Here is a 26,045-nt window from a genome sequence, read left to right on the forward strand (position 1 = left end):
GGGGGACTTGCTGGGGACCACGCGTCGTTCACCACCGTCTCTGAGGCGCCTCTCGGTGAACGAACAGCGCGGGCTGTCTACCGTCTGACGTGCAGGGATGGCTATCGCCGGGCGACTGGGGGTCAAGGGGTCGCAGGTTCAAATCCTGTCGTCCCGACCAGCGTTTTTGCAGGTCGTAGGCCGTTTCCGCTTCTGGCGGGAGCGGCCTTTCTGTTGTGTCGTCATCTGGTGGTCGCAGCGTGGTCCCGGTGGGCTGGCCGGGGCGCTGGTTGGCGACGTTGTGTCGTTTTCCGTGTCTGGTGGGTGGTCAGGCGTGGTGTCGCGGGGGCTGCGGGGATTCGGGTGGCGTGGTGGCCGTGCAGGCCGGGTCGGGGGCGCGGAAGGTGTCGGGGGCGGGATGGTGGGCGATCGCCGCGGTGGCGCGGTCCGGTAGGGCGGCCCAGTTGCGGCTGGAACCGGTCCTGGGTTCGGTGAGGGCGAGTTCGGTGTTGTCGATGGCCGAGAGCGTCCGGCGGATGTACATGAAGCGTTCGTCCAGGTAGGGGATGCGTCCGGTGTCCGGGCGGGCGGTCTCCGTGGCCGGTCAGGTGAGCCGGGCGTGGTGGGTGGCTGCGGCTTCGCGGACGAGGTGGGCGAAGCGTTCGCGGCTGCGGTTCTGGTGGCGCTCGGCCTGTTCGCCGTCCCGGTCCTGCTCCTCGTCGTCGAGGTCGTCGAGGTCGTCGTAGTCGTCGTGGAGGAGCCGGCAGCCGTGGATGCCGGTGAGGAGGTCTTCGAGGAGGTCGCGGGCGGGGCGTTTGGGGTCGAGGGGGGTCAGGCGCAGGCCGGTGTCCTCGGGGTCGGCGTCCGGGGCGGCGTATTCGTCGAGGTCTTCGAGTTGTTCGCGCAGGCTGGCGGGGTCGGGGAGGAGGCCGTCGGCGACGTGGAGGGCGTGGCGCACCAGGCCGGTGACCGCGTCGTAGGGGGAGACGCCGGCTTCGAGGAGTTCGAGGACGAGGGTGGGGGTTTGGTGGGGGAGGGCTTCGATGTCGTCCGCTTCGAGGAGCACGGTGGTGGGGGAGTGGCCGGTGGCTTCGGCGGTGACCTCGGCGGCGGCCGCGAGCCAGTGGGCTGCGGCGACGGCGGCGGCGGTGGGGTCGATCTCGGTGAGGAGGGCGGCGGGGCCGAAGGGGTTCTGTTCGAGGAGGCGGTCGGCGGCGGCGACCTGGACGGGGGAGGCGCCTTCGCGGCTGAGGAGGACGGCCTGGCGGGCGCGGTCGGTGAGGTCGCCGAGTTCGGCGTTCTCCACGGCGGCGAGTTCGGTGGCGGTTTCCGCGAGGACGGCGTCGGTGAGGGCCGCGTTGTCGAGAGCGTGGAGGGCGCGCCCGGCGCGGTGGGCGGATTCGACCAGGGGGATGTAGGAGACGTCGAGCATGCCGTCCTGGGGGAGGTTGGGCCGGGCGATGGCGCCGGGGACCTCGTCGAAGGCTTCGCGCTCCTCCTCGCGGCGCCAGCCCTCGGAGTTGGGCTCGATGGAGGAGGCGGCGCTGGCGGGGTGGGTGTAGGTGCGCCAGGCGGCCTCGGAGAGGCGCGTGAGGGCGCGGGCCAGACTCAGGAGGGTGGAGGTTTCGGCCGTGGCGGGGAGGACGGCGATGCGGGTGGCGAGATCACCTTCGCCGGTTCCCCAGGTGGCGATCAGCTCGTGTCGTTCGGGGTCGACGCTGTAGCGGGTCACGGGTTCGTACCTCCAGGACTGTCGCGGCGCGGCGCCGCATCGCACCGTCGTGGCCCATTCTTGCCGCCGTCGAGGGACGACCGGACGCCGTTCCTGGACGGCACCGCGACCTGATCGTCCGCCGCCCGGCCGGTCGCTCCCGGTCCGAGCGCGGCGGCCGATCGCGCACCGTGCGCTCCGTCCGCACCCTGCTCTGCGTCTCACCGCCGAAATCCGGCAACCGCCGGATCCGGGTCCCGGGCGCCACCGAGCATCCGACCGATGCCCGGGTGACCCGGGCCGCGAAGAATCTGGTCAGGTACCTCGGGGACACCGGCTGCCGTGCCCGCTACCCGGTCGGAGATCCGCCGGACCGGGCGTCCTGCCGGAGGTGGCGATCCGGACAAGGCCCTGATGGCCCTGCTCGCCACCGCCCGCTCCTACCGGGAACGCGGAGCCGACCGGATCGCCGCGTTCGCCCCGCACCTCTCCTACGCCCAGCAGGATCAGCAGGCGCCCGGACAGCGACGGCTGCTGAACTCGACGCTGCTCGCCGATCTGGCCGCGACAGCCGGGATCGGTCACCTCACGACACTCGCCTGCGACACGCGGGACTCCCTCCATCCGGCGTTCGCCTCGTCGTCGCTGACCCTGCTTCCGCTGCTTCCGCTGCAGTCGGCGCTGCTGAGCACCCTGGACGGGCGCCCGGACTTCCTGGTGGCGGCCGATATCGCCTCGGCTGCCCAAGTACGCGCTCTGGGAAGGTCCCTGGGCGTGCCGACCGTCGTCGCGATCAGAGGACGGCCGACCGGTGGCCGGATCCGGATATCGCTGAGCACCACTCGGCGTCATCTGGGGCGGGACGGCCGTGCCGTGATCGTCGACGGCCTCGTCACCGCCGGGTCGATGCTGCGGGCCGTCACCGCTGCGGTCCGCGAACAGGCACCGGATCTGCGCGTGGACGTCATCGCCCCCCACCTGCGGCCGAGCGGGACGTGCCTGGATCAGCTCGGCACGCTGTGCGGGACCGCCGACCGCGTGTCGCTGTACGTCACCGATGCGACCGGTCACCGACCCGTCCTGCCCGGCGTGAACGTGCTGCCGGTCCTGCCGCTGGTCGCGCCAGTCGTTGCCAAGGTCGTCCTCGGCGTGCTCGGTTGCCGGTCGTCCTCGTCAACTGCGGCCGGGCCGAGGCCTGTCGCGCCCGACGCCGGACCGAAGGACCTTGTGCCATGAGCCGTGGATCCATGCGCCCTGCCGCTCCCGCGCCGATCCGGGGATGACCGGCCGCGAACTCCCGGCGAGTCGCCACTCGCGCCATGTCCCGTGACCGCCACGGCAGTTCGTGAAGCGGTCAGCTCCCGTCAGGCTGCCGGACGATTCGCGCAGCCGGCTTCCCGCCGTCACAGAAAGCCCCTCGCTGGGGCGCACCACCATCCACACCCTCGTCCTGCTCAATCCCGAACCGACGCCGGGAGACCCCGCACCGCTCGTGATCCTGGGCCGATTCACCTACCGCACCGACCGCCCCTTCCGTGTCACGCTCCAGCTGCTGAGCGGTGAACAGGCCCACCTCACCTGGGTCTTCTCGCGAGACCTCCTGCTCGACGGTCTGCAACGCCAGGTGGGCGAGCACCGCAGGCGCTCCAGCCGGCGGTGCGGCCGATGTTCCGTTCGGTGGCGAAGACGGGCGAACCGGCGCGTGTCCTTCAGGGTGACGACCGTGTCCCAGCGTGACGTTGAGCGGGATGGGTGGGATGCGGGCGGCTGCCAGGCGGCGGGAGCAGCCGCCCGCTGATCCCGGCGCCTCCCCATCAGACCTCACCGGTCCGGTTCGACGACCTGTCCCGGGGCGTGTTCGGGGCGCCGCCCAAGGGCGCATCCACAGCCGCCCCGGTCCGGGAGGGCCGGGGCGGCGACGAAAGGTGACAGGACGAAAGGGGGAGGCTCGGCGGCGCCCGGTCGGACGCGACGGTCCTGCCGCACGTGTACCCGGACCACCGGCACGCGGTGGCGGTCCCCGTACCCCGGACGCGCCTCAGGTGGGTCGTGGGGCGAGGGTGGGGTCGAGGGCGGCGTGGAGGAGTTGGCGGTAGGTGTCGCGGGGGATTTCGATGCCGCCCAACTTGCGGGTGAAGGAGTGGAGTTGCTGGACGTCGACGAGGAGGCAGCCGCGGCGTTCCATCAGTTCTGCCATGGCGGCGATGGCTGCGTGGCCGGCGTCGGGGGCGGAGTGGAAGGTGGTCTCCATGGAGAGCCAGCGGCCGATGCCCATGCCGATGACGCCGCCGACGAGGTGGCCGTCCAGCCAGGCCTCGGCGGAGTGGGCGGCGCCGACCCGGTGGAGCTCGCGGTAGAGCGCGGACATCGAGGAGTCGATCCAGGTGCCCTCGCCCGGCTTGCGGCCCACGGCGCAGGAGGCGAGCACCTCGTCGAAGGAGGTGTTCCAGCGGAGTTCGAAGCCGCCGGCCTTGACCTTCCGGCGGGCCCGGCGCAGGTAGCGGGTCCAGGTGCTGCCCCGGACGTCGATGATGCAGCGGGCCTCGGGGCTCTCCCACACGAGGGGGGCCTGCGGCTTGCGGGTGTCGCCGCCGGCGTACCAGCCGTTGGCGTAGTAGGCCAGCGCCTCGGCGGCGCTGACGGTGGGGTTGTCCGTCGGCTGACCGGCCATCAGGCGACCGCCCTGTCGATCCAGTCGTTGCCCGTCCGGTCGTCGCACGCCTGGCCGTTGACCCGCAGGCTCAGCCGGACCAGGTCGGCGTGGGTTCCGGCGGGTGCCTTGGCCCGAATTCGGCGGAGATAGGTGTTGACCGTGTGGACGCTAATTCCGAGGCGCCGGGCGACCTGCTCGTAGGTGCAGCCGCCGGCTATTTGATGCAGAACCTCGCGCTCGCGTGGTGAGAAATCATTCACGTATTCCAGGTCCATGATCGCCCCCGTCTGAACTATGTGCCTGTTGCGCAGCGGCCGGCGTTCGCCGCAAGGGGCCCCACCCGCCGCCGAGTGGTCAGGCTACCACCGGGTTTTGTCGAGTCACAGGCTTGCCGGGCAGGTCGGAGAGCACCCCGCGAACAACGCTACACCCTGTCAACTGCAGCCCTCGGGCCCTCGTAAGCACAGCTTGGTGAGCATGTCAAGTCACCAGTTGCAGTGACTCGCCCGGGGTCCGGGCTTGGGTGAGGGTGGCGGTCGAATGCCTTGGACATCGGCCTGGCCGCAACCCCATCGGAGAGGACTGATTGACGACATGCTGACCGAAGAACAAATCCGGCTGTTCAGCGAGGACGGGTTCATCCTGATTCCTGACGTCTTCGACTCTGCAGAGCTGGAGGCGCTTCGCGGCGGTCTTTCCGAGGTATTCGCAGAACCCGGCCCGCACCGCGTGCTGGAGGCCGGTACCGGTGTGGTGCGCGGGGTGCACGGGGTGCACGCGACCCACCCGCTGTTCGGCGCGCTGACCCGGCTGCCCCGGCTGGTGGAGCCGGCCCGGCAGTTGCTCGACGACGAGGTCTACGTCCACCAGTTCAAGATCAACGCCAAGCTGGCACTGGTCGGCGAGGTCTGGGAGTGGCACCAGGACTTCCGCTTCTGGCGCGACGAGGACGGCATGCCCGCGCCGCACGCGCTGAGCGCGGCCGTCTTCATGGACCGGGTCGACGAGTTCAACGGCCCGCTCATGGTCGTCCCCGGCTCGCACCGGGAGGGCGTGTACGAGACCACCGTGCAGGAGGACGCGGACTGGAGCCGGACGCTCTCCGCGAAGATGAAGTACTCCCTGACCGCCGAGACCCTCGCCCGGGCCACCCGCGAGCGCGGCATCGTCGCCCCCAAGGGGGAGGCGGGCAGCGTCCTGCTGTTCCACAGCAACATCCTGCACGGGTCGGTGCCCAACATGTCGCCGAACAACCGCACCCTGGTGCTGATCAGCTACAACGGCGTCCGCAACCGGCTGGGCGAGGTGCCCGCGCCCCGGCCCGAGTTCCTCGCCTCCCGCGACTTCACCCCGCTCGCCACGGTCGCCGACGACGCCCTGCGCACCCTCCCGTACGCCGCTGCGGGGCGGGCGTGACCGGCGCCCGCGAGCGGCGGATCGAGGAGCTGCTGGCCGAGCGCGGCCTGCGCGCCCCCGGCCGGACCGCTCCGACCGGCCCGACCGCCCCGACCGGCCCTGGCGGTCCGGACGGGCGCGTCGAGGGACCGCTCTCCCCGGGCCAGCGGCGGCTCTGGCTGCTCGACCGGCTGCGCCCGGGCAGCGCCGAGTACAACGTCCCGATGGCCTGGCGGATCGAGGGCGACCTCGACGAGGCCGCGCTGCTGGAGAGCCTGCGCGAGCTGTGCCTGCGGCACGCCGCGCTGCGCACCCGGATCACGGTGGACGCCCAGGGCGAGCCCGGCCAGACCGTGCTCGCCGAGGCGCCCGTCGTCGAGATCGTGGACCACGGCGCGCTCCCCGACGGAGTACGCGAGGCCGCGGTCGAAGCGGCCGTCCGGGCCGAGGCGGACGAGCCCCTCGACCTCGCCGGAGCACGGCCGCCGGTGTGGCTGCGCCTGCACCGGCACGGTGACCGGTACGGTGCCCCGGACGCCGCCGGGCGTTGGACGCTCACCCTGACCGTCCACCACATCCTCTTCGACGACTGGTCCTCCGGTGTCCTCCAGCACGACCTGGCCGCGCTGTACCGCCGGGCCACCGGCGGCGGCGGGGAGCTGGAGCCCACGAAGGCGCACTACCTCGACTGGGCCGCCCGGCAGCACGAGCCGACCGAGGACCGCGCCGAGCAGCTCGCCCACTGGCGCGCACGGCTGGAGGGCGCGCCGACCACGGTGAACCTCCCCGCCCGCCCGGGGCAGGAGCCCGGGCCCGGCCCGGCCCGCCAGCTCGCCGTGCCGGTCGACCCGGCGGACCTGGCCCGGCTCGAGGAGCTCGGCCGCGCCGAGGGCTGCACCTCGGTCACCGTCCTGCTGGCCGCCTGGGCGGCCCTGCTGCACCGGGTCGGCGGGCAGGACGACCTGGTGATCGGCACGCCGTACGCCCAGCGCGGCCCGGCCTGGACGCACGAGCTGATCGGCTTCTTCCTCAACACCCTCGCGCTGCGCGCCGACCTCGCCGGGGCGCCGTCCTTCCGGACCCTGCTCGGCCGGATGCGGACGGTCGTCGCCGAGGCGTACGACCGGGCCGAGGTGCCCTTCGACGAGGTGGTGGAAGCGCTGCGACCCGACCGCTCCGGCGGTCGGCACCCGCTGTTCCAGGTCTGGTTCGCCGCCGACGAGGTCGGCGCCGCCGGGCTGGACCTACCCGGGACGGTCTGCACCCCGCTGGAGGCCGAGGGCGGCCGGGCCAAGTTCGACCTGGCCCTGTTCGCCGCCCGGCGGGCCGCCGACACCGAGCTCGTCCTGGAGTACGACGCCGCGCTGTTCGACGACGCGACGGTGGAGCAGCTCGGCCGGCAGCTGGCCCGGCTGGTCCGCTCGCTCGCCGACGCCCCGGACCGCCCGCTGACCGACCACGAACTGCTGGACCCCGCCGAGCGCGAGCTGGTCCTGCGGACCTGGAACGACACCGCCGCCGACCTGGGCGCCGAGCCGCTGGCCCACCACTGGTTCGAGCGGCAGGCCGCCCGGACGCCGGACGCGATCGCGGTCGAGGCCGGTGACGAGCGGGTCTCCTACGCCGAGCTCGACCGGCGGGCCGAGGCGGTGGCCCGGGCGCTGGCGGAGGCCGGGGTGGGCGCGGGCGGGTTCGTCGGCATCGCGGTGCCCCGCTCGGTCGCGATGCTGGCCGCCGTCCTGGGCACCCTCAGGGCCGGTGCGGCGTACGTGCCGCTGGACCTGAGCCACCCGTCGGAGCGGATCGCGCTGCTGCTGGAGGACACCGAGCCCTCGGTCGTCCTGGTGGCCGCGGGGACGCCCGAGCGGCTGCCCGCGACCGGCGCCCGGCTGATCGACGTCGGCGTGCTGCCCGCCGCACCCGGAGCCGGCGGCCCGGCCCGGCCGGCCGCCCCCGCCGACCCGGAGTCGGTCGCGTACGTGACGTACACCTCCGGCTCCACCGGACGCCCGAAGGGCATCCTGATGCCGCACCGGGCGGTCAGCAACCTGGTCGCCTGGCAGCTGGACCGCTACCGGCACCGGCAGCCCGGTCACCGGACCCTGCAGTTCGCCTCGCTCAGCTTCGACGTCTCGTTCCAGGAGATCTTCTCCACGCTCGGCGCGGGCGGCACCCTGGTGCTGATCACCGAGGACGAGCGGCGCGACGTGCACGGCCTGGTCGACCTGCTGAACCGGCACCGCGTCCAGCGGCTGTTCATCCCGGCCGTGGCGCTCCAGCAGGTGGCCGAGGGGTACCGCCGGGGCGGCCGGCTGCCGCACACGCTGGAGACGGTGATCGCCGGCTCCGAGCAGCTGGTGGTCACCGAGGACCTGCGCCGGCTGTTCGCCGACCTGCCGAACGGCCGGTTGCACAACGAGTACGGCCCGTCCGAGACCCACGTCACCACCGCCCACCACCTGCCGGCCGACCCCGCCGAGTGGCCCGGCTGGGCGCCGATCGGACGCCCGGTCGCCAACTCCCGGGTGTACGTGCTCGACGCCGCGCGCCGGCCGGTCCCGGTGGGAGCGCGCGGCGAGGTGTACATCGGTGGCACGGGGCTCGCCCACGGCTACCTGGGACGGCCGGAGCTGACCGCCCTCGCCTTCGTGCCCGACCCGTTCTCCGACCGGCCCGGCGCCCGGCTCTACCGGACCGGCGACATCGCCCGCCACCTGCCGGACGGCGAGCTGGAGTTCCTCGGCCGCGCGGACGGTCAGGTCAAGATCCGCGGCTTCCGGGTCGAGCTGGGCGAGGTCCAGGCCGGTCTGGACGCCCACCCGGCGGTGCGCTCGGCCTTCGTCAAGGTGGACGGGCAGGGCTCGGCGGAGCGCCGCCTGGTCGCCTACGTCGTCCCGCAGGACGGCCCGGCGCCCGGCCCGGCCGAGCTGCGGGAGTTCCTGCGCCGCAGGCTGCCGGAGTACATGGTCCCGGCCGCGTTCGTCGCACTCGACCGCTTCCCGCTCACCGTCAACGGCAAGGTGGACCAGCGCCGGCTGCCCGCACCGGAGTTCACCACCGGAAGCGGGCCGGAAGCCGAGCCGAGGGACGCCCTGGAGCGGGAGCTCGCCGCCGAGCTCGCCGGACTGCTCGGCGCCGAACGGGTCGGCCGGGACGACGACTTCTTCCAGCTCGGCGGCCACTCCCTGCTCGCCACCAAGCTGTTGTGGGCCGTTCAGGCCCGCCACGGCGTCGAGTTCCCGCTCGCCGACTTCTACGGGCGGCCCACCGTGGCCGGGCTGGCCGAACTGGTGCGCAGCGCCGCCCCGGCCCCCCACCCGGACCCCGCCACCGGCACCACCGCCGACCCCGGCGGCGCCGACGAGCACGCGGCCGACGCCGCCGCGGCCGAGCAGCGCGCACGCCGACACCTCGACGACCTCTTCGACGACCTGCTGGGCCCGGCGCAGTGACCGCGCCGCCCACGGAAGGAAGAACCAGCCCCATGAGCTCAGCACCCGCCGCGACCGGCTCGCACACCGTCGTGGTCAACGAGCAGCAGCAGTACTCGCTCTGGCCCGCCGACCGGCAGCCCCCGCTCGGCTGGGCGGTGCTCGGCCGCCCGGCGAGCGAGGAGGAGTGCCTGGCGTACATCGCCGAGCACTGGACCGATCTGCGCCCGCTCGCCGCCCGCCGCACCCAGACCGCCGGAGGGCTCGATGACTGAACCCCTCGGCGCCGGACCCCTCAGCCCCGGCCCTATCGGCGCCGGACCCCTCAGCCCCGGCCTCACCCTGGCCCTGGAGCCGGACGAGCGCCGGCAGCTGGCCGAGCTGGCCGCCGCCCACGCCGGTGCCGCGACCGGTCCGCAGGCGCACGCCTTCTTCCGTGAGGCGCCCGTCCTGGCCCAGCGGCTGCCGCACCGGCTGCGCGCCGCGCTGGCCGGCATGCGCCAGCGCGAGGACGCCGCGTTCGCCCTGGTCACCGGCCTGCCGGTGGACGACGAGGCGCTCGGCGACACCCCGGACACCTGGCGCGACCCGGCGGCGGTCCGGCGCACCGACCGGTACGAGAGCCAACTCGCCCTGGTGGGATCGGTGTTCGGCGAGCTGTTCGGCTGGAACACCCAGCAGGGCGGCGCCGTGATCCACGACGTGCTGCCGATGCGCGAGTTCGAGAACACCCAGATCAACTTCGCCAGCCAGGAACCGATCTGGTGGCACACCGAGGACGCGTTCCACAGCCACCGCCCCGACTACGTCGGCCTGCTGTGCCTGCGCAACCCGCAGCGGGCGGCCACCACGGTCAGCTGCGCCGCCGACTGGGACCTCTCGGACCCGAAGTACGACCTGCTGTTCGAGGAGCGGTTCCGGCACCGCCCGGACGAGTCCCACGCCGACGCCGCCGAGCCGGTCAAGCCCCGCGCGCTGCTCACCGGGGACCGGGACCACCCCTTCGTCTGCGTGGACCCGTACTTCCTGGAGGAGCCCGCCGACCCGGTGGTGGCGGCCGTCCTGCGCGACTTCTACGCGGTGGTGGAGGCGGCGTTGCAGCAGGTGGTGCTGGTGCCCGGCGACATCCTGGTCGTGGACAACCACCGCGCCGTGCACGGGCGCAAGCCCTTCCGGGCGAACTACGACGGCCGCGACCGCTGGCTCAAGCGGATGTCGGTGAGCCGGGACCTGCGCCGCAGCTGGCCCGCCCGGGCCGCCGGCGCACGACAGATTCTGGACGGCAATGACCACTGATACGGCCGCCGCTGGCACGGCGCCCACTGGAACGGCGAGCACGGGGACGACGGTGAACGGGGAGACGACGGTGGCGGTGCCCACGGGCTGGACATCGGTGATCGAGGCATTCGCGGCGCAACGGGCCGAACGGCCGCACGCCCCCGCGGTGACCGGCAGCCACGGCGACTGGTCGTACGAGCGGCTCGGCCTGCTGGCCGACCGGGTGGCCACCGCCGTGCCCGCCGGCCGGGAGGCCCGGGTCGGCTACCTGGGCGCCCGCGACCAGCGCTTCCTGGCCGTGGTGCTGGGCGTGCTGGGCAGCGGCGCGGCCTACGTACCGCTGGACCCGGCCTGGCCCGCCGCCCGGATCGCCGAGGTGGCCGAGGAGTCCGGCCTGGCCCGGGTGTTCGTCGACGGGGCGCACACGGCCGTGGCGGCCGCGGCCGGCCTGGCCGACGCCGTCGACGTCGACGAGGTGCTCGCCGCCGCCGAGCCGCCCGCGCCCGCCGTGCACCGGGACGGCACCGGGGCCGATCTCGCCTACGTGGTCTTCACCTCCGGATCGACCGGTCGGCCCAAGGGCGTGCTGACCGAGCACGCCGCGCTACTCAACAACTGCGCGGGCATCGCCGCGCGCTGGGGGCTGACCGAGGACGACCGGGTGCTCCAGTTCACCACGCTCGGCGTCGACATCACCCTGGAGGAGGCGTTCTCGGCCTGGGTGGCCGGGGCGGCGCTGGTCCTGATGGACCCGGCCGTCGGCGCCGACCTCGCCGCCTTCACCGCCTTCCTGGCCGAACACCGGGTCAGCGCGCTCGACCTGCCCACCTCCTTCTGGTCGACCTGGCTCGCCGCCGTCGAGGCCGGGGACGTCCCGCCGCCGCCCGCCACCGTGCGGGTCGTCGCGGTCGGCAGCGAGGAGGTCGGCTCCGACGAGATCGCCCGCTGGCACGCGGTGGCCGGCCCGCACGGCGCGGTCTACAACATGTACGGCTCCACCGAGCAGGCGATCACCTCGATCGTGGCCGGCCCGATCGCCCCGGGCGACCCGATCGGCACCGGTGTCATCGGCACCCCGCTGCCCGGCGTCCGCGCGTACGTGCTGGACGGCGACCTGCGGCCGGTCCCGCCGGGCGTGCCCGGCGAGCTGTACGTCGGCGGCCTGGCCGTCGCCCGCGGCTACACCGGCCAGCCCGCCCGCACCGCCGCCCGGTTCCGGCCGGACCCGTTCGCGGAGCAGCCCGGCGCCCGGATGTACGCCACCGGCGACCGCGCCGTGGCCCTCACCGACGGCAGCTTCCGCTTCGCCGGCCGCATCGACGACCGGTTGAAGGTCCGCGGTTTCACCGTGCAGCCGCGCGAGGTCGAGCTGGTCCTGCTGGACGTGCCCGGCGTGGCCAAGGCCGTGGTCGGGGCCGAGCCGGGCCCCGACGGCCGCGACCGCGTGGTCGCCGAGGTGTTCACGACCGTCCCCGGCGGCGAGGTCGAGCGGCTGGTCGCCGCCCTCACCGCCGCGACCGCCGAGCGGCTGCCCGCCCCGGCGCAGCCGCAGCGCTACACCGTCCACACCGACGACGCGGACGAGCCGCGCACCCTGCGCCCGGCCGCCGCCCGCGCCGCGGCCGGGTCCGCGCCGGAGGACCTCGGCCACCCCGCCGCCGTCGCCGCGGTCACCGCGCTGTGGCAGGAACTGCTCGGCGCGCAGGAGATCGGCCCGCACGACAGCTTCCTGGACCTCGGCGGCAACTCGCTGATGGTCACCCAGCTGCTCACCCGGCTGCGCAGCCGGCTCGGGGTGGAGCTGGGCTTCGCCGAGTTCTTCGCCGCGCCGACGGTGGCCGCGGTGGTGGCCGCCGTGGTTGCCGCCGACGCCCCGGTGGCCGGGGAGACCGGCCCGGCCGTGCTCACCCCGCGCGAACTGCCGCGCACCGGCGCCGAGCAGGGACCGGCCTGGTCCGGCCAGGAGCGGATGTGGTTCCTGAACCGCCTCGCCCCCGAATCGGCCGCCTACAACCTGCCGCTGGTCTTCGAGGTGTCCGGCCCGCTCGACCTCGGCGCCCTGGAGCGGGCGCTGCACACCGTGCTGGAGCGGCACGAGCCGCTGCGCACCGCGATCCGGTTCGAGGACGGCCGCCTGGTGCAGTCCGTCGGCCCGGTCGCCGCCCGGATCGAGACCGCCGTCACCGCCGCCACCGCGGCAGAGGAACTGCGGGACGCCGACGGGCTGTTGGCCGCCTTCGTGGCCCGCCCGTTCGACCTGGCCGCCGGCGCGCTGCTGCGCGCGGCGCTGCTGGACTGCGCGGACGGGAACCGCCTGCTGGCCTTCGCGGTGCACCACAGCGCGTTCGACGAGTGGTCCTCGGGGCTGTTCGTCGCCGAGCTGGGCGCCGCCTACGCGGCCACCGCCCGCGGGGCCGAGCCGGACCTGCCCCCGCTCGGCGCCCGCTACCTCGATTTCAGCGCCTGGCAGGCCGGCCCCGAGTTCCGGGCGCACGCCGAGGGCCTGCACGGCTTCTGGCGCGAGTACCTGGACGGGCTGCCGCAGAGCCTGCCGCTGCCGGCCGACCGGGAGGCTCCGCGCGAGCCCAGCGGCGCCGGCGGGGCCCGGGCGTTCACCGTCGGCCCCCGGCAGACCGCGGCCCTCACCGCGCTCGCCCAGCGCGAGGGCGTCACCCGCTACCACGCCCTGCTCACCCTGTACGCGGTGTTCCTGGCCCGGCACGCCGACCAGTACGACCTGGCGATCGGCGTGCCCACCGCCAACCGCGGCTCGGAGGAGCTGGAGCGGCTGATCGGGCTGTTCGTCAACACCCTGCCGGTCCGGGCCGACCTGGCCGACAACCCGCGCTTCGCCGAGGCCGTCCAGCGGCTCAGCCACAGCACGCTGGCCGCCCAGGGGGCCGCCGACCTGCCGCTGGACGAGATCGCGCGGGCCACCGGCCGACCCGGCACGCCCGGCGAGAACCCGATCTTCCGCACCATGTTCCTGATGGACGAGGAGCGGATCGACCTCGACCTGGTGGGCACCCGGGTCAGCACGCTGGAACTGCCGGCCCGGACCTCGACGCTCGACCTGACGCTGATCCTCGGCGAGTACGACGGGCGGCTGGAGGGCCGGCTCTGGTACTCCGCCGACCTGTTCGACGAGGAGAGCGCGGACCGGCTGGTCGAGACCTTCCTCGCCCTGGTCGACCGGGTCGTCGCCGACCCCGACCTCAAGGTCAAGGACATCCCCTTCGTCCCGGCCGGGGCCCGGGCGCTGACCGTCGGCGAGCCCGCCGCCGGGCCCCGCGCGCCGCTCGCCCTGCAGATCGCCGGGACCGCCCGCCGGTACCCCGAGCGCACCGCCGTGGTCGCCGACGGCGCCGGCCTGACCTACCAGGAGCTGCTGGCGCTGGTCGACGACATCCGCGGCCGGCTGCTCGCGGCCGGACCGGTGCCGGAGTTCGTCCCGCTGGTGCTGCCCGGCGGATCGGCGATGCTGGCCGCCATGGTCGCGGTCAACAGCCTCGGCGCGGCCTTCGTCCCGGTCGACCCGGACTGGCCCGCCCAGCGCGTCACGGACCTCCTCGCCGAGCTCGGCAATCCGCTCGCGGTGGTCGCCGAGGACGAGGCGGCGCCGGCCGCGGTCGGGGCCGTCCGGACGGTGCGGGCGCCCTCGGCGCCGGTCGGCGAGCACGCCCCGACCCCGTGGCAGCTCACCCCGGAGCACGGCGACCGGCCGATGTACGCGATCTACACCTCGGGTTCCACCGGGCGCCCCAAGGGCGCGGTGGTCCACCACCTCGGCGTCGCCAACCGGATCGCCTGGATGAACCGCGAGTTCGGCGCCGAGGCGGCCGAGACCGTGCTGCAGACCACCCCGCCGGTGTACGACAGCTGCGTGTGGGAGTACCTGTGGCCGCTCACCCTCGGCGGACGCGCGGTGCTGTCCGGGCCGACCCTCCAGGCCTCGCCGGAGCGGCTGCTGGAGGTGATCGCCGCCCACCGGGTGCGCACCATCGACCTGGTCCCGGCCATGCTGGACGGCCTGGTGCGGCACGCGGCCGGGCGCCCGGAGGCGGTCGAGGCGCTGGGCTCGCTGCGGGTCGCCATCGTCGGTGGCGAGGAACTCGGCCGGGGGGTGGCCCGTCGCTTCGAGGAACTCGGCCTGCCCGCCCGGCTGTACAACCTGTACGGCCCGACCGAGGCCAGCATCGGCTCGATGTTCCACCGGGTCACCGGCGGTGACCGGGGCCGGGTGCTGATCGGCCGGCCGATCGACGGCACCGGCGCGGTCGTCCTGGACGAACGCCGCCAGCTCGTCCCGGTCAACGTGGTCGGCGAGCTGTACCTGGCCGGCGACTGCGTCGGCCTCGGCTACCTCGACAACGCCGGCGAGACCCGGCGCCGGTTCGTGGAGAACCGCTTCGCCGGCGACCTGCCGGGCACCAGGCTGTACCGCACCGGCGACCTGGCCCGGATGCGGCCCGACGGCGAGGTGGAGTTCCGGGGCCGCGCCGACGAGCAGATCAAGATCCGCGGCGTCCGGGTCGAACCGGCCGAGGTCGTCGCCGCCCTGGAGGCCCATCCCGGGATCGCCCGGGCCGCCGTCCTCGCGGCGCCGGTCGCCGACGCCGGCGACCGGACCAGGGAGCGGGTGGCCGCCCTGCTCGCCGCCGCGCCGGCCGAACTGGCCGCCGCCGCCTGGCAACGGGTCACCCGCGCCGGCCTCGCCCCGACCACCACCACAGATCCGGAGCACTGACCATGCTGCGTCGCTACAAGGACTTCTCCATCGAAGTGGGGCTGCACCGCGGCTCGTTCATCGCCGCCCCGCGGGCCGAGCAGCAGCGCTGGGTCGTGCACCGGGCCGTCGACGAGCTGGCCGAGCAGCTGCGCCACCTCGACGTGATCGCCCCGGAGTTCGTGGACGGCACCACCCGCGGCGAGATCAACGCCGAATGGCACGGCAGCGAGGCCGACTACCACGACGGCTCGCTGATCATCGAGGGCCAGCAGGTGATGCAGGACTGGGAGGCCGCGCTGATGCGCCGGATGGCCGAACGGGTCGGCGCCGGCCACGGCGACATCCTGGAGATCGGCTTCGGCCTCGGCCTCTCCGCGACCTACATCGAGGAGCAGGGCGTCCGCTCGCACACCATCGTCGAGTTCAACGACCAGGTGCTGGAGGTGGCCAAGGCCTGGCGCGCCCGGCGCCCGGACTCCGACATCGAGCTGATCCAGGGCAACTGGCAGTCCGTCATGCCCACCCTGGGCGACTTCGACGGGATCTTCTGGGACGCCTTCCCCACCAGCGAGGACGAGTTCGACCAGTACGTGCTGCGGGACAGCACGGTGGCCGAGGCGTTCTTCTCCGAGGCCGCCGCCCACCTGCGGCCCGGCGGGGTGTTCACCTACTACACCAACGAGCGCGACTCGCTCAGCCGGCGCCACCAGCGCAGCCTGCTGCGGTATTTCAGCTCGTTCTCGGTGGAGGTCGTGGACGGGCTCGTCCCGCCCGCGGACTGCCAGTACTGGTGGACGGACCGCATGACGGTCGTCACGGCCACCCGCTGAACCCGGTGAGAGAGGAAGACACCCCCATGCTGCCCAGCCTTGATGACCTGACCGAGGACCAGCTGGCCGAACTGGCACGGCTGCTGTCCCCGACCGGGACGTCCGACCGGGAGCCGGCGCCGCACGAGCTGGTCGCCTACTACGTCCCGGCCGACGGCGCCCCGGCGCCGCTCGCCGCCGAACTGCGCGCCCACGCCGCCGCGCTGCTGCCGGCCTCCCACGTGCCGGTCCGGTTCACGGCGGTGGCCGAACTGCCCCGGCTCGCCAACGGCAAGCTCGACCGCCGCGCGCTGCCGGCCGCGGCCCCCGCCCCGACCGGGGCCGACGAGCCGGCCGGCGCCGGAACCGCGCCCGCCGACGACGTCGAGCGCTGGCTGGCGGGCGTCTGGGCCGACGTGCTGGAGCGGCCGGTCGGCACCGTCGAGGCGGACTTCTTCGCCCTGGGCGGCAGTTCGCTGCGCGCGGTGCGGGTGCTCTCCCGGATCGAGGCGGTCATCGGCGTCGAACTGCGCCTGGCCCGGCTGTTCGAGGACGCGACGCTCGCCGGCCTGGCCGCGCTGGTGCGCGACCAGGCCGACCGGGTGCCCGACTTCGCCGCGATCGTCGCGGTCGCCGCCGAGGTGTACGGCCAGGACGCGGACGAACCGGCGGCCGCCCGTGCCTGACCTCGCACCGCGCTTCACCGGCCTCGCGCTGTACGGCAGTTGCTACCAGCAGTGCGTCGCCAACCTGCTCGACTGGCAGGGCGTGCCCGCCGCCGAGGAGGCCGTCGGCATGAGCTGGGGCTTCTCCCGGCCCGGCGGCGCGGCCCTGGACGGCAGCGGCCGCTGGCTCGCGGCGGCCGGCACCGGGTACGGCCTCGACGTGGCCGACCTGCGGTTCGCCGACCCGGAGCGGGCGGGCGCGTACGAGCGGGAGAGCCTGGCGGCCGGCGTGCCGGTGGCCGCCGCCGTGGACGCCTTCCACCTGCCCTCCCCGTTCGAGGGCGAGCAGCACATCACCCACTGCGTGATCGTGGTCGCGGCGGACGCCGACGGGGTGGTCGTCGTCGACCCGATGAACAACCCCGAACCGGTCCGGTACCGCCCGGCCGACTGGGCGCGGCTGCGCTCCGGGCCGAGCGCCCAGGGCTCCCGGCTGCTGCTGGTCCGGTCGGGGCCCACCCGGCGCCCCGGGCCGGCCGCCCTCGCCCGCCAGCTCGGCGAACAGCTGCGCGCGCACGACGAGCAGGACGCCGCCGCGCTCGCCGACCACCTGGCGGCCGACCCCACCGGAGCCCCGGACGTCAGCGGGGTCGCCGCCGAGCGGATGTACCTCGCCCGGTTCCTGGCCGCGCTCGCCGGCCCGCTGCCCGAACTGCGGCCGGTCGCCGAGGGCCTGGCCGCCCTGGAACGCCGCTGGTACCTGGCCCACACCATCGCGCTGGAGTCCGGGGGCGTCCCGCCGCAGCGCCAGCTGCGGCTGGTCCGCGACCTCGGCGAGCGCGACCAGGAGCAGCGGCGGGCCGCGGCCGAGCTGCTCTCGGCGATCCACCGGAACCACGAGGAGGACCAATGACCACCACCCGAGAGCGCTGCGAGCGCGCCGTCCGGGACGCGCTGGCCCGCAACGCCGAGGTGGAGCCCTCCGCCGACCTGCTGGCGGCCACCGACGACCTGTACGACCACGGCCTGACCTCGCTCGCCTCCGCCCGGGTGATGCTGGCAGTGGAGGGCGCGTTGGCGATCGAGTTCCCGGAGCGGATGCTCACCCGGGCCCTGTTCGCCAGCATCGAGCGGCTCACCGACGCCTGCGTCGAGGTGCTGGAGACCGAGGGGGCCGCACGGTGACCACCGACCTGGAGACCGCGCCGGCACCCGCCCGGACGGCCGGAGCCGTGACGCTGACCGAGGAGTCGGCGCTCGCCGCGATCGAGGAACGCGCCGAACTGCTCGAGGGCGAGGCCGTCCGCGCCGACCGCACCGCCACCGTCCCGGCCGCGAGCATCGCCGCCCTGCGCGAGGCCGGGCTGTGGTCCGCGGCGGTGCCGGTCGAGTACGGCGGCCCCGGCCTGGGCGTCGAACAGCTCACCCGGATCGGCTCCCGGCTCGGCGGGCACTGCGCCGCCACCGCGATGATCTGGGCGATGCACCAGCTCCAGGTCGCCTGCCTGGCCCGCTCCGCCGCCGCCTCCCCGGCGCTCGCCGGGTACCTGGCCGAGGCGGCCCGCGAGCAGCACCTGATCGCCTCGGTCACCTCCGAGGCGGGCATCGGCGGCAACCTGCGCACCAGCCGGGCGGCGCTCGTCCCGGACGGCGGGCTGCTGCGCCTGGAGAAGCAGGCCACCACCGTCTCGTACGGGTCGGTCGCGGACGCCTTCCTGATCACCGCCCGCCGGGACGAGCAGGCCGCGGCCGCCGACCAGGTCCTGGTGCTGGCCCGGCGCGACCAGCTGGAGCTGGAGCAGACCGGCGGGTGGAACACCCTCGGCATGCGCGGCACCGTCAGCCCGCCGTTCCTGGTGCGGGCCGCCGTCCCGGCCGACCAGGTGCTCGCCGAACCCTTCGGCACCACCGCCACCCGCTGCATGGTGCCGCTCTCGCACGTGCTGTGGGCCGGCGTCTGGACGGGCGTGGCGGGCGACGCGGTGCGCCGCGCGGCGCGCTTCACCCGGGCCCGGGCGCGGGCCGCGCTCGGCAACGGCGGGACCTTCGCCGACGAGCGCCTCGGCGAGGCGCACGCCCGACTGGCCCTGCTGCAGGGCGCGGTCCGCAGCTTCGCCGCGGACTACGCCCGCTGGGACGGCGGCGCGGACGGCGAACACACCGTCACCACCCGGGCCAACGCGCTCAAGACCTCGGTCTCCGTCGAGGCCGCCCGGATCGCCGAGGCCGCCCTGGAGATCTGCGGCATGGCCGGCTACACCGAGGACGGCCCCTACTCCGTCGCCCGGCACATCCGCGACCTCCACTCGGCCCGGCTGATGATCTCCAACCGGCAGATCGACCTGGCCACCTCCGACCTGCTGCTCCTCGGCGAAAGGGCGTTTCAGCTGTGAAGGACACCGGAATCCCCGGAGCGCCCGCGCTCGGGCCCGCGTTCGAGCGGACCGTCGCCGAACTCCAGGACGCGCTCACCGCCACCGCCGGGACCGGCCCCGGCCCGGTCTGGTACCCGCCGCTGATGAGCGCCGCACGGATCGAGCGGGCCGAGTACGCGGAGTCCTTCCCGCACCTGCTCGGCACCGTGCACGCGTACGCGCCCGACGGCTCCGACCGGCCCGGCGGACCGGCCGACGGGCGCCCGGCCACCGACGTCGTGCTCGCCCCGGCGGTCTGCTACAACCTCTACGCCGAACTGGCGGGCCGGCAGCTGGACGAGCAGGTCGTCCTCGACGCGGCCGGCTACTGCTACCGGCACGAGGCGACCAGCGAGACCGGCCGCTTCCGCAGCTTCCGGATGCGCGAGTTCGTCGCCGTCGGCCCGGCCGAGCAGGCCGCCGACTGGCGGGACTCCTGGATACCGCGCTGCGAGGCGTTCCTCGGCGGGCTGGGCCTGGACGTCCGGGTGGTCTCCGCGACCGACCCGTTCTTCGGTCCGGGCGGGCGGCTGATGCGCTCCACCCAGCTCGAACAGGGGCTCAAGTACGAGTTCGTGGCCAAGCTCACCGACACCGACCCGGGGACGGCGATCGCCTCGGCCAACCGGCACCGGGACCACCTGGGCCGCCGGTTCGGCATCCGCCACGGCGAGGACGCCGCGCACAGCTCCTGCGTGGCCTTCGGCCTGGAGCGGATCGCCCTCGCCCTGGAGCACGCGCACGGCGAGGACCGGCGCAACTGGCCCCGGATCACCGCGCCGGACGCCCTGACCGCAGTCTGACGACGTCTCGAGGAACGGCATGGCAACCGGCGGGTTCGAACGCTTCACCCAGCTGACCGCGCAGCAGCGGCAGACCTTCCTGGCGCGCGCCGCGGCGAACCCCGCGGCGGCCGCCCGGCTCCGGCTCTCGGAGGCCCAGCGGCGCTTCTGGTTCCTGGAGCGCCTCACCGACGGCGGCGCGCTCTACAACCTGCCGTCGGCGCACCGCTTCCGCGGGCGGTTCAGCGTGTCCGCGCTGCGCCGGGCGCTGGCCGAACTGGCGCAGCGGCACGAGATGCTGCGGATGCGCTACGTCGAGGTGCTGGGCGAACCGCTGCAACTGCCCTCCGGCGCACCGCTGGAGTGCCCGCTGGTCGACCTGAGCGACCTGGCCGTCGCCGAGCGCGAGGCCGAACTGCTGCGGTACACCGAGGCGGACGCGCGCACGCCGTTCCTGCTGGCCGGGGGCCCGCTGGTACGGGCCTCCGTGCTGCGGCTGGCCCAGGACGACCACGTCCTGCTGCTCAACCTGCACCACAGCATCGCCGACGGCTGGTCGCTGGACCTCCTCTACGGCGAGCTGGAGTCCCGCTACGACGCCCACCTGGCCGGCGGCCCGCTCCCCGAGCCGGTGCCGACCGCCGGCTACCCCGGCTACGCGGCCGGCCAACGGGATTGGCTGGACGGTCCGGAGGCGGAGCGCAGCCTGGCCTTCTGGCGCACCGAACTCGCCGGCGCCCCGGCCGACCTGGGGCTCCCCGCCGACGAGGTGGACCCGGCGCCCCGGCCCGGCGAGGGCGCGGTGGTCTCCCGGGAGCTGTCCGGGACGGTGACCGGTGCGCTGCGCGAGCTCGGCCGGGCCCAGGGTGCGACGCTGTTCATGGTGCTGCTCGCCGCCTACGCGGCGGTGCTGCGCCGGCACACCGGCCGGGCGGACCTGGTGGTCGGCAGCCCGGTCTCCGGCCGGGCGCGGGCGGAGTGGGCCGAGGTGGTGGGCCTGTTCGTCAACACCACGGTGTTCCGGGTCCGGCCGGACGGGGACGCCTCCTTCCAGGAGCTGGTGTCGGCGGTTCGGGGCTCGGCGCTGCGGACCTACGCGCACCAGGACGTGCCCTTCGACTGGCTCGTGGACCGGCTGGGGGTGCGCCGGGAGACCGGGCGCAACCCGCTGTTCTCCGCCTTCCTGTCGGTGGAGGGCTTCTCCGAACGGCCCGTCCGGCTGGGCGGCCTGGCGGGCGAGGACGTGGAGGCGCACGCGGCCACCGCCTGGTTCGACCTGAGCCTGTGGATCGGCGAGCGCCGGGACGGCGGCTTGCGGATCGACCTGACGTACGCGGCCGACCGCTTCGCCCCGGCCACGGCCGAGCGCCTGGCCGACGACCTGCTCCGGCTGCTGGGCGCGGCGGCGGCCGACCCCCGCGCGAGCGTCGAGTCGCTGGCCCCCCGGCTGCGCGAGGCGCTCCCCGAGGCGGCGCCCGCACCGGGGGCCGCGGCGGCGGGGCCCGGTACGCGCACCGGCCGGCCGCCGGTGACCGCGCTGGAGCGTACGGTCGCGGACACCTGGGCCGCCCTGCTGGAGCGCCCCGAGGTGTACCTGGACGACGACTTCTTCGAACTCGGCGGCCGCTCCCTGGTCGCCCTCCAGGCGGTCGCCCGGCTCAACGAGATCTGCGGCACCGACCTCCACCCGGTCGAACTCTTCGAGGCCCCCACCGTCGAGTCCTTCGCCCGGCTGCTCGGCGAGAGCGCGGGCGAGAGCGCGGGCGGCGGACCCGACGCCGGCCCCGGGGCCCTGCGCACCATCAGGCCCGGCAGCGGCCCGGCGGTGCTGTGCCTGCCACCGATCGGCGGGGACATCCTGTGCTACGCCGCGCTGGCCGGCGCGCTCGACACCGACCGGCCGGTGTACGCGGCCGCCGTACCGGGCCTGCACGACGACCGCGCCCCGCTGCGTTCCGCCGGTGAACTGGCCGAGCACTTCCTCGGCCTGCTGGCCGCCGGGGGAGTCGCCGGGCCGCTCACCCTGGTCGGCTGGTCGATGGGCGGGGTGGTCGCCGTGGAGATGGCGCACCGGCTGGCCGCCGCCGGCCCGCGCCCCGAGGTGGTGCTGATCGACGCCCCGATGCCCGGTCCCGGCGACGAGGACGCCGACCTGACCGCCGAGTTCAGCCATTACCTGGCCGCCGCGGCGGGCCGCACCGGAGCGGTGGGCACCACCGCGGCCGAGTGCCCCGACGACGGGGCGCTGTGGGCCTGGGCGCGCCGGGAGGGCATCATCGGACCGGAGTTGGACGAGGGCCGCTTCGCCGCGATGGCCGAGGTGTTCCGGACCAACGTCGGCGTGCTGGCCCGCCCCGGGGTGCCCGGGTACGACGGCGAGGTGCTCTACCTGGCCGCCGAGCAGGACGCCGCCCGGCGTCGCTGGGCGCCCTGGGAGACGGCCCTGTCCGGCGGGCTGACCGTCCGTACCGTTCCGGGGGACCACTTCAACGTCATGACCCGGCCCCGGGTCCGGCGCATCGCGGAGGAGATCGACACATGGTGGAAGCGGCACCCGAGGCACGGCGCGGACTCCGCGGGGGCGAGGTGAAGGGGCTGGGGCCGGAGTTCGGCAAGCTGTGGCTGGGCAGTGCCGTCTCCAACCTCGGTGACGGGGCGAGTTTCGTCGCGGTCCCGCTGCTCGCCTCGTCCCTGACCGACCGTCCGGAGCTGGTGGCCGGGTTGTCCACGGCCTACGCGGTGCCGCGGCTGCTGGTGGCGGTGCTGAGCGGTGTCGCCGTGGACCGCTTCGACCGGCGCCGGCTGCTGATCGGCGTCAACCTGGTCCGCGGCGCGGTGCTCGGGGCGCTCGGACTGCTGGTCTGGCTGGGCCTGGCCTCGATCTGGGTGCTGTACGGCGTCTTCGTGGTGCTCGGCCTGTTCGAGACGCTCGCCGACGTCTCGTCCTTCTCGGTGCTGCCCACCGTGGTCGCCCCCCGGCACCTGGACCGTGCCAACGGGCGGCTGGCGGCCGCGCAGACCGTCTGCGACGAGATCGCCGGGCCGCCGCTGGGCGGCCTGCTGTTCGGCATCGCCGCGATCCTGCCGGTGCTGCTGGACGCCTCGTCCTTCGTGCTCGCCGCGTGCTGCTTCTGGTGGTTGAAGGGCGACTTCACCCCCGGACCGGTCACCCCCGGACCGGTCACCCCCGGACCGGTTCCCGCCGGAGCGGCCGGCGCCGCCTCGGGGGAGCCGCGGCCGAACGCGCTCGCGCAGATCGGCGAGGGTCTGCGCTACCTGGTCGGGCACCGGCTGCTGCGCACCCTGGCCCTGATGTCGGTGGTCACCAACCTGGCGTACATGCTGCCGTTCTCGGTGCTGGTGCTGTTCGCCACCGACACCCTGGGACTGAGCCCGGCCGAGTACGGCCTGGCGCTGACCGTCTCGGCGGCGGGCAGCCTGGTCGGCAGCTTCGCGGCTCCGGCGGTGCGCCGACTGCTCGGTACCGGGCGCACCATCGGCGCCACCCTGCTGCTGGGCGCCGCGGCCTACCTGGTGATGGCCGTGACCGACTCGGCCCTGCTGGTCACCGCGATGCTGGCGGTCTACTTCTTCTACACCACCGTGTGGACGATCACGGTCTCCTCGCTGCGCCAGAGCCTGATCCCGGGCGAGCTGATCGGCCGGGTGACCGGGGCCACCCGCACGTTCAGCCTGCTCGGGCTGCTGGTGGGCTCGCTCGGCGGCGGCCTGCTGGCCGCCCACCTGGGCCTGCGGGCCCCGCTGTGGTGCGGGGCCGCGCTGCTGGGGCTGGCCGGTCTGGCCTCGCTGCCGTGGTCGCGCCGCAACGAGCCCGACCCGGAGTCGCGGGCGCAGGCCCCGGTCGAGGAGGCCGACCCGCAGCCCGCCGGCTGAGGTCGCGGTGGCCGGCCCCGGAGGCGGTGGGGCCGGCTTCGGGGCTGCGGGGGGCCGGAAGGGCCGGAGGGGCCGGAGGGGCCGGAGGGGCCGGACCGGTCGGGGTGGGTCAGCGGGGGGCGTCGCTGAGGATGCTGGGGAGGACCATGTCCAGGACGCGCTGGAGTTCCAGCCTGAGGTCGATGTCCTTGAGGTCGTTCCGGCGCAGCCGGAACAGGGCGCCGAGGTAGGCGTCGCGGAGGAGGTGGCCGACCTGGAGGGGGTCGGTGCCGGTGCGGATCCGGCCGTTCGCGAGGCCGGCCCGGATCACGTCCGCGAACATCTCGGCGGTGTAGGGGTGTTCGGTGATCGGCAGGCCCGCCCGGACCCAGCACATCAGCATGACCTGGTTGAGCTCGGCCGGCTCCTCGTCGTTGATGTCGACGAGCGCCGTCATGCACCGTCCGAGGGCTCTGCTCACGTCGACTTCCGCGAGCACCTCTTGCTGGAGCTTCTCCTCCAGCCGCTCTCTGCGCCGGTTGCTCCAGGTGGTGATGAGCTCTTCCTTGTGCTGGAAGTGGTTGAAGAAGGTGCCCCGGGCGACGTCGGCGCGCTCCGTGATGTCGTCGATCGTGGTCTGCTCGAACCCCTTCTCGGCGAAGAGGCTCAGGGCGGCCGAGAAGATACGTTCCCTCATCCGCTGCTTGTTGCGCTCCCGGCGGCCCGTCGGGACAAGTGCGACGGAGGCTTCGTCGGCCATGCGTTCTCCTGTGGGGTGAGGGTGTCAGTTCCTGGGTCAGCCCTTGCATAACTTATACTAGGATTTAAGTTTAGAGTCACATGCCAGGTTCATGTCGGTCAGGGCCGCGGCGCTGCACACTTTCTGACGGGGAGACGTCAATCACAGTGCAGCGATGGACAGATGGGGCAAACTACAGTCCTACGAGCGACCCTTTCCCGACCCCATCGCCGATCGGAGCCGCACCCATGGGTGAGCAGACCCAGACGCAGACCATGCCGCGCACCGTGGCGATCCCGCCTGAGGTCCTCAGCCGTTTCGCCGACGGCGGCGTCGACCTGGAGGCGATGTTCGCCTCCGGGCACCTCGGCAACCGCATGGGCATCGTGCTCGTCGAGGCCACCGCCGACCGGGTGGTGGCCACCATGCCGGTCGAGGGCAACACCCAGCCGTACGGCCTGCTGCACGGCGGCGCCTCGGCCGTCCTGGCGGAGCACGTGGGCTCGATCGGTGCGACCCTCCACGCCGGCCCCGAGCGGGTCGCGGTCGGGGTGGAGCTGAGCTGCACCCACCACCGGGGGATGCGCGAGGGGATCGTCACGGGCACGGCGACTCCGGTCCACCGCGGCCGCACCACGGCGACCTACGAGGTGGTCATCACCGACGACCAGGGCCGCCGGGTCTGCACCTCGCGCCTGACCTGCCTCATCCGGGACGTGGCCAAGGGCGGTGCCAGCGCCTCGCACTGACGGTCCGTCACGGCGACACCGCCGACCTCGAAGGCGCCGCCCGGTGTTCGGGCGGCGCCTTCGAGGTCGTGCGCGGGTCTGCTCGCGAGGGGGGTCGGCCGCGCCGGCTACTTCCTGCTGCTGCCGACGACGGGGCTGTCGTGGACGATGCTGGGCAGCAGGAAGTCCACGATGCGCTGCAGCTCCGCGGCCAGGCCGTCGGCCTTCAAGTCGCCGCGGCACCAACGGAACAGCGCTCCCAGGTAGGCGTCCCGCAGCAGGTACCCCACCTGCATCGGGTCGACGCCGGCCCTGATCCGGCCCTCCGCCAGTCCGGCCCGGATCACGTTGGCGAACACCTCGGCCGTGCGCGGCGGCTCGGTGATCGGCAGACCCGCCCGCACCCACGAGGTGAGCATGACCCGGTTGAACCCCGGCTCCTCCTCCTCGTTGATCTCGACGAGTGCCGTCATGCACCGTCCGAGGGCGACGCACAGGTCGTCGTTCGAGGGCGTCCTCTGTCGCATCTTCTCCTCGAATCTCGATTGGCGCTGGCTGCTCCAGGTGGTGACGAGCTCTTCCTTGTGCTGGAAGTGGTTGAAGAACGTGCCGCGCGCGACGTCGGCGCGCTCCGTGATGTCGTCGACCTTCGTCTGCTCGAAGCCCTTCTCGGCGAAGAGGCTCAGGGCAGCGGAGAAGATTCGTTCCCTCATCCGCTGCTTGTTGCGTTCGCGGCGGCCCATGGCGACGGGCGCGAGAGGGGGGTCAGCAGCATACATACGTTCTCCAGCGACAAGGGAGTGGACCTTGTAACCATCTGTTGCGCGGCCCGTACGGCCGGGCCCGGTCCTCCTCTGCG

22 protein-coding genes are annotated in these 26,045 nt (G+C 74.3%); 16 read left to right on the forward strand and 6 right to left on the reverse strand.

The window, feature by feature from the left end:
* Window positions 1-307 precede the first annotated feature (307 nt).
* Window positions 308-523 (reverse strand): hypothetical protein, encoded by a 216-nt coding sequence (locus ACZ58X_RS28610; RefSeq protein WP_470336464.1) that lies wholly within the window; start codon window positions 521-523, stop codon window positions 308-310.
* A 60-nt stretch (window positions 524-583) separates the two neighbouring features.
* Window positions 584-1,711, reverse strand: coding sequence for a hypothetical protein (locus tag ACZ58X_RS28615; protein WP_470336465.1), 1,128 nt, complete (start codon window positions 1,709-1,711; stop codon window positions 584-586).
* A gap of 321 nt (window positions 1,712-2,032) precedes the next feature.
* Between ACZ58X_RS28615 and ACZ58X_RS28620 the strand changes: the two genes are divergently transcribed.
* On the forward strand, window positions 2,033-2,926 hold the full coding sequence (locus tag ACZ58X_RS28620; protein ID WP_470336466.1) for a ribose-phosphate pyrophosphokinase-like domain-containing protein: 894 nt from the start codon (window positions 2,033-2,035) through the stop codon (window positions 2,924-2,926).
* A 256-nt stretch (window positions 2,927-3,182) separates the two neighbouring features.
* Complete coding sequence (locus ACZ58X_RS28625) at window positions 3,183-3,488, forward strand: SsgA family sporulation/cell division regulator (protein ID WP_470336533.1); 306 nt, start codon at window positions 3,183-3,185, stop codon at window positions 3,486-3,488.
* 240 nt (window positions 3,489-3,728) lie between these two features.
* Here ACZ58X_RS28625 and ACZ58X_RS28630 read toward each other — a convergent pair whose 3' ends face one another.
* Window positions 3,729-4,361, reverse strand: a complete 633-nt coding sequence (locus tag ACZ58X_RS28630; protein ID WP_470336467.1) for a hypothetical protein — start codon at window positions 4,359-4,361, stop codon at window positions 3,729-3,731.
* Window positions 4,361-4,618, reverse strand: coding sequence for a helix-turn-helix domain-containing protein (locus tag ACZ58X_RS28635; RefSeq protein ID WP_470336468.1), 258 nt, complete (start codon window positions 4,616-4,618; stop codon window positions 4,361-4,363). The genes ACZ58X_RS28630 and ACZ58X_RS28635 overlap by 1 nt, the downstream gene beginning before the upstream one ends.
* A gap of 319 nt (window positions 4,619-4,937) precedes the next feature.
* Here ACZ58X_RS28635 and ACZ58X_RS28640 point away from each other — a divergent pair, with 319 nt between their 5' ends.
* The 13 genes from ACZ58X_RS28640 to ACZ58X_RS28700 all read left to right on the forward strand — a co-directional run bounded on the left by ACZ58X_RS28640 (window position 4,938) and on the right by ACZ58X_RS28700 (window position 23,740).
* Window positions 4,938-5,759: a phytanoyl-CoA dioxygenase family protein gene (locus ACZ58X_RS28640; protein WP_470336469.1), complete on the forward strand. Its 822-nt coding sequence runs from the start codon at window positions 4,938-4,940 to the stop codon at window positions 5,757-5,759.
* Entirely contained in the window at window positions 5,756-9,190 is a 3,435-nt protein-coding gene (locus tag ACZ58X_RS28645; protein ID WP_470336470.1) for a non-ribosomal peptide synthetase, read from the forward strand. The genes ACZ58X_RS28640 and ACZ58X_RS28645 overlap by 4 nt, the downstream gene beginning before the upstream one ends.
* A gap of 32 nt (window positions 9,191-9,222) precedes the next feature.
* Window positions 9,223-9,444: an MbtH family protein gene (locus ACZ58X_RS28650; RefSeq protein ID WP_470336471.1), complete on the forward strand. Its 222-nt coding sequence runs from the start codon at window positions 9,223-9,225 to the stop codon at window positions 9,442-9,444.
* Window positions 9,437-10,465 (forward strand): guanitoxin biosynthesis L-enduracididine beta-hydroxylase GntD, encoded by a 1,029-nt coding sequence (gene gntD / locus ACZ58X_RS28655; RefSeq protein WP_470336472.1) that lies wholly within the window; start codon window positions 9,437-9,439, stop codon window positions 10,463-10,465. Before ACZ58X_RS28650 ends, gntD begins: the two co-directional genes overlap by 8 nt.
* Before the next feature lie 70 nt (window positions 10,466-10,535).
* On the forward strand, window positions 10,536-15,194 hold the full coding sequence (locus ACZ58X_RS28660) for an amino acid adenylation domain-containing protein (RefSeq protein ID WP_470336473.1): 4,659 nt from the start codon (window positions 10,536-10,538) through the stop codon (window positions 15,192-15,194).
* Between the two features lie 2 nt (window positions 15,195-15,196).
* On the forward strand, window positions 15,197-16,006 hold the full coding sequence (locus tag ACZ58X_RS28665; protein ID WP_470336474.1) for a class I SAM-dependent methyltransferase: 810 nt from the start codon (window positions 15,197-15,199) through the stop codon (window positions 16,004-16,006).
* Between the two features lie 26 nt (window positions 16,007-16,032).
* Window positions 16,033-16,671 (forward strand): phosphopantetheine-binding protein, encoded by a 639-nt coding sequence (locus tag ACZ58X_RS28670; RefSeq protein WP_470336475.1) that lies wholly within the window; start codon window positions 16,033-16,035, stop codon window positions 16,669-16,671.
* Complete coding sequence (locus tag ACZ58X_RS28675) at window positions 16,664-17,563, forward strand: hypothetical protein (RefSeq protein WP_470336476.1); 900 nt, start codon at window positions 16,664-16,666, stop codon at window positions 17,561-17,563. Before ACZ58X_RS28670 ends, ACZ58X_RS28675 begins: the two co-directional genes overlap by 8 nt.
* Window positions 17,560-17,835: an acyl carrier protein gene (locus ACZ58X_RS28680; protein ID WP_470336477.1), complete on the forward strand. Its 276-nt coding sequence runs from the start codon at window positions 17,560-17,562 to the stop codon at window positions 17,833-17,835. The genes ACZ58X_RS28675 and ACZ58X_RS28680 overlap by 4 nt, the downstream gene beginning before the upstream one ends.
* Window positions 17,832-19,043 (forward strand): acyl-CoA dehydrogenase family protein, encoded by a 1,212-nt coding sequence (locus ACZ58X_RS28685; RefSeq protein ID WP_470336478.1) that lies wholly within the window; start codon window positions 17,832-17,834, stop codon window positions 19,041-19,043. Before ACZ58X_RS28680 ends, ACZ58X_RS28685 begins: the two co-directional genes overlap by 4 nt.
* Complete coding sequence (locus ACZ58X_RS28690; RefSeq protein ID WP_470336479.1) at window positions 19,040-19,867, forward strand: aminoacyl--tRNA ligase-related protein; 828 nt, start codon at window positions 19,040-19,042, stop codon at window positions 19,865-19,867. Before ACZ58X_RS28685 ends, ACZ58X_RS28690 begins: the two co-directional genes overlap by 4 nt.
* Before the next feature lie 19 nt (window positions 19,868-19,886).
* Window positions 19,887-22,436 (forward strand): alpha/beta fold hydrolase, encoded by a 2,550-nt coding sequence (locus tag ACZ58X_RS28695; RefSeq protein ID WP_470336480.1) that lies wholly within the window; start codon window positions 19,887-19,889, stop codon window positions 22,434-22,436.
* Window positions 22,385-23,740 (forward strand): MFS transporter, encoded by a 1,356-nt coding sequence (locus tag ACZ58X_RS28700; protein WP_470336481.1) that lies wholly within the window; start codon window positions 22,385-22,387, stop codon window positions 23,738-23,740. Before ACZ58X_RS28695 ends, ACZ58X_RS28700 begins: the two co-directional genes overlap by 52 nt.
* A gap of 109 nt (window positions 23,741-23,849) precedes the next feature.
* On the opposite strand, the gene ACZ58X_RS28705 is transcribed toward ACZ58X_RS28700, so the two are convergent.
* A complete protein-coding gene (locus ACZ58X_RS28705) occupies window positions 23,850-24,479 on the reverse strand; it encodes a TetR/AcrR family transcriptional regulator (protein ID WP_470336482.1) in 630 nt (209 codons plus the stop codon).
* A 227-nt stretch (window positions 24,480-24,706) separates the two neighbouring features.
* Between ACZ58X_RS28705 and ACZ58X_RS28710 the strand changes: the two genes are divergently transcribed.
* Window positions 24,707-25,207, forward strand: coding sequence for a PaaI family thioesterase (locus ACZ58X_RS28710; protein ID WP_470336483.1), 501 nt, complete (start codon window positions 24,707-24,709; stop codon window positions 25,205-25,207).
* A 107-nt stretch (window positions 25,208-25,314) separates the two neighbouring features.
* On the opposite strand, the gene ACZ58X_RS28715 is transcribed toward ACZ58X_RS28710, so the two are convergent.
* Window positions 25,315-25,899, reverse strand: coding sequence for a TetR/AcrR family transcriptional regulator (locus ACZ58X_RS28715; protein ID WP_470336484.1), 585 nt, complete (start codon window positions 25,897-25,899; stop codon window positions 25,315-25,317).
* Window positions 25,900-26,045 lie beyond the last annotated feature (146 nt).

This window comes from Kitasatospora sp. NPDC040550 (assembly GCF_055594965.1).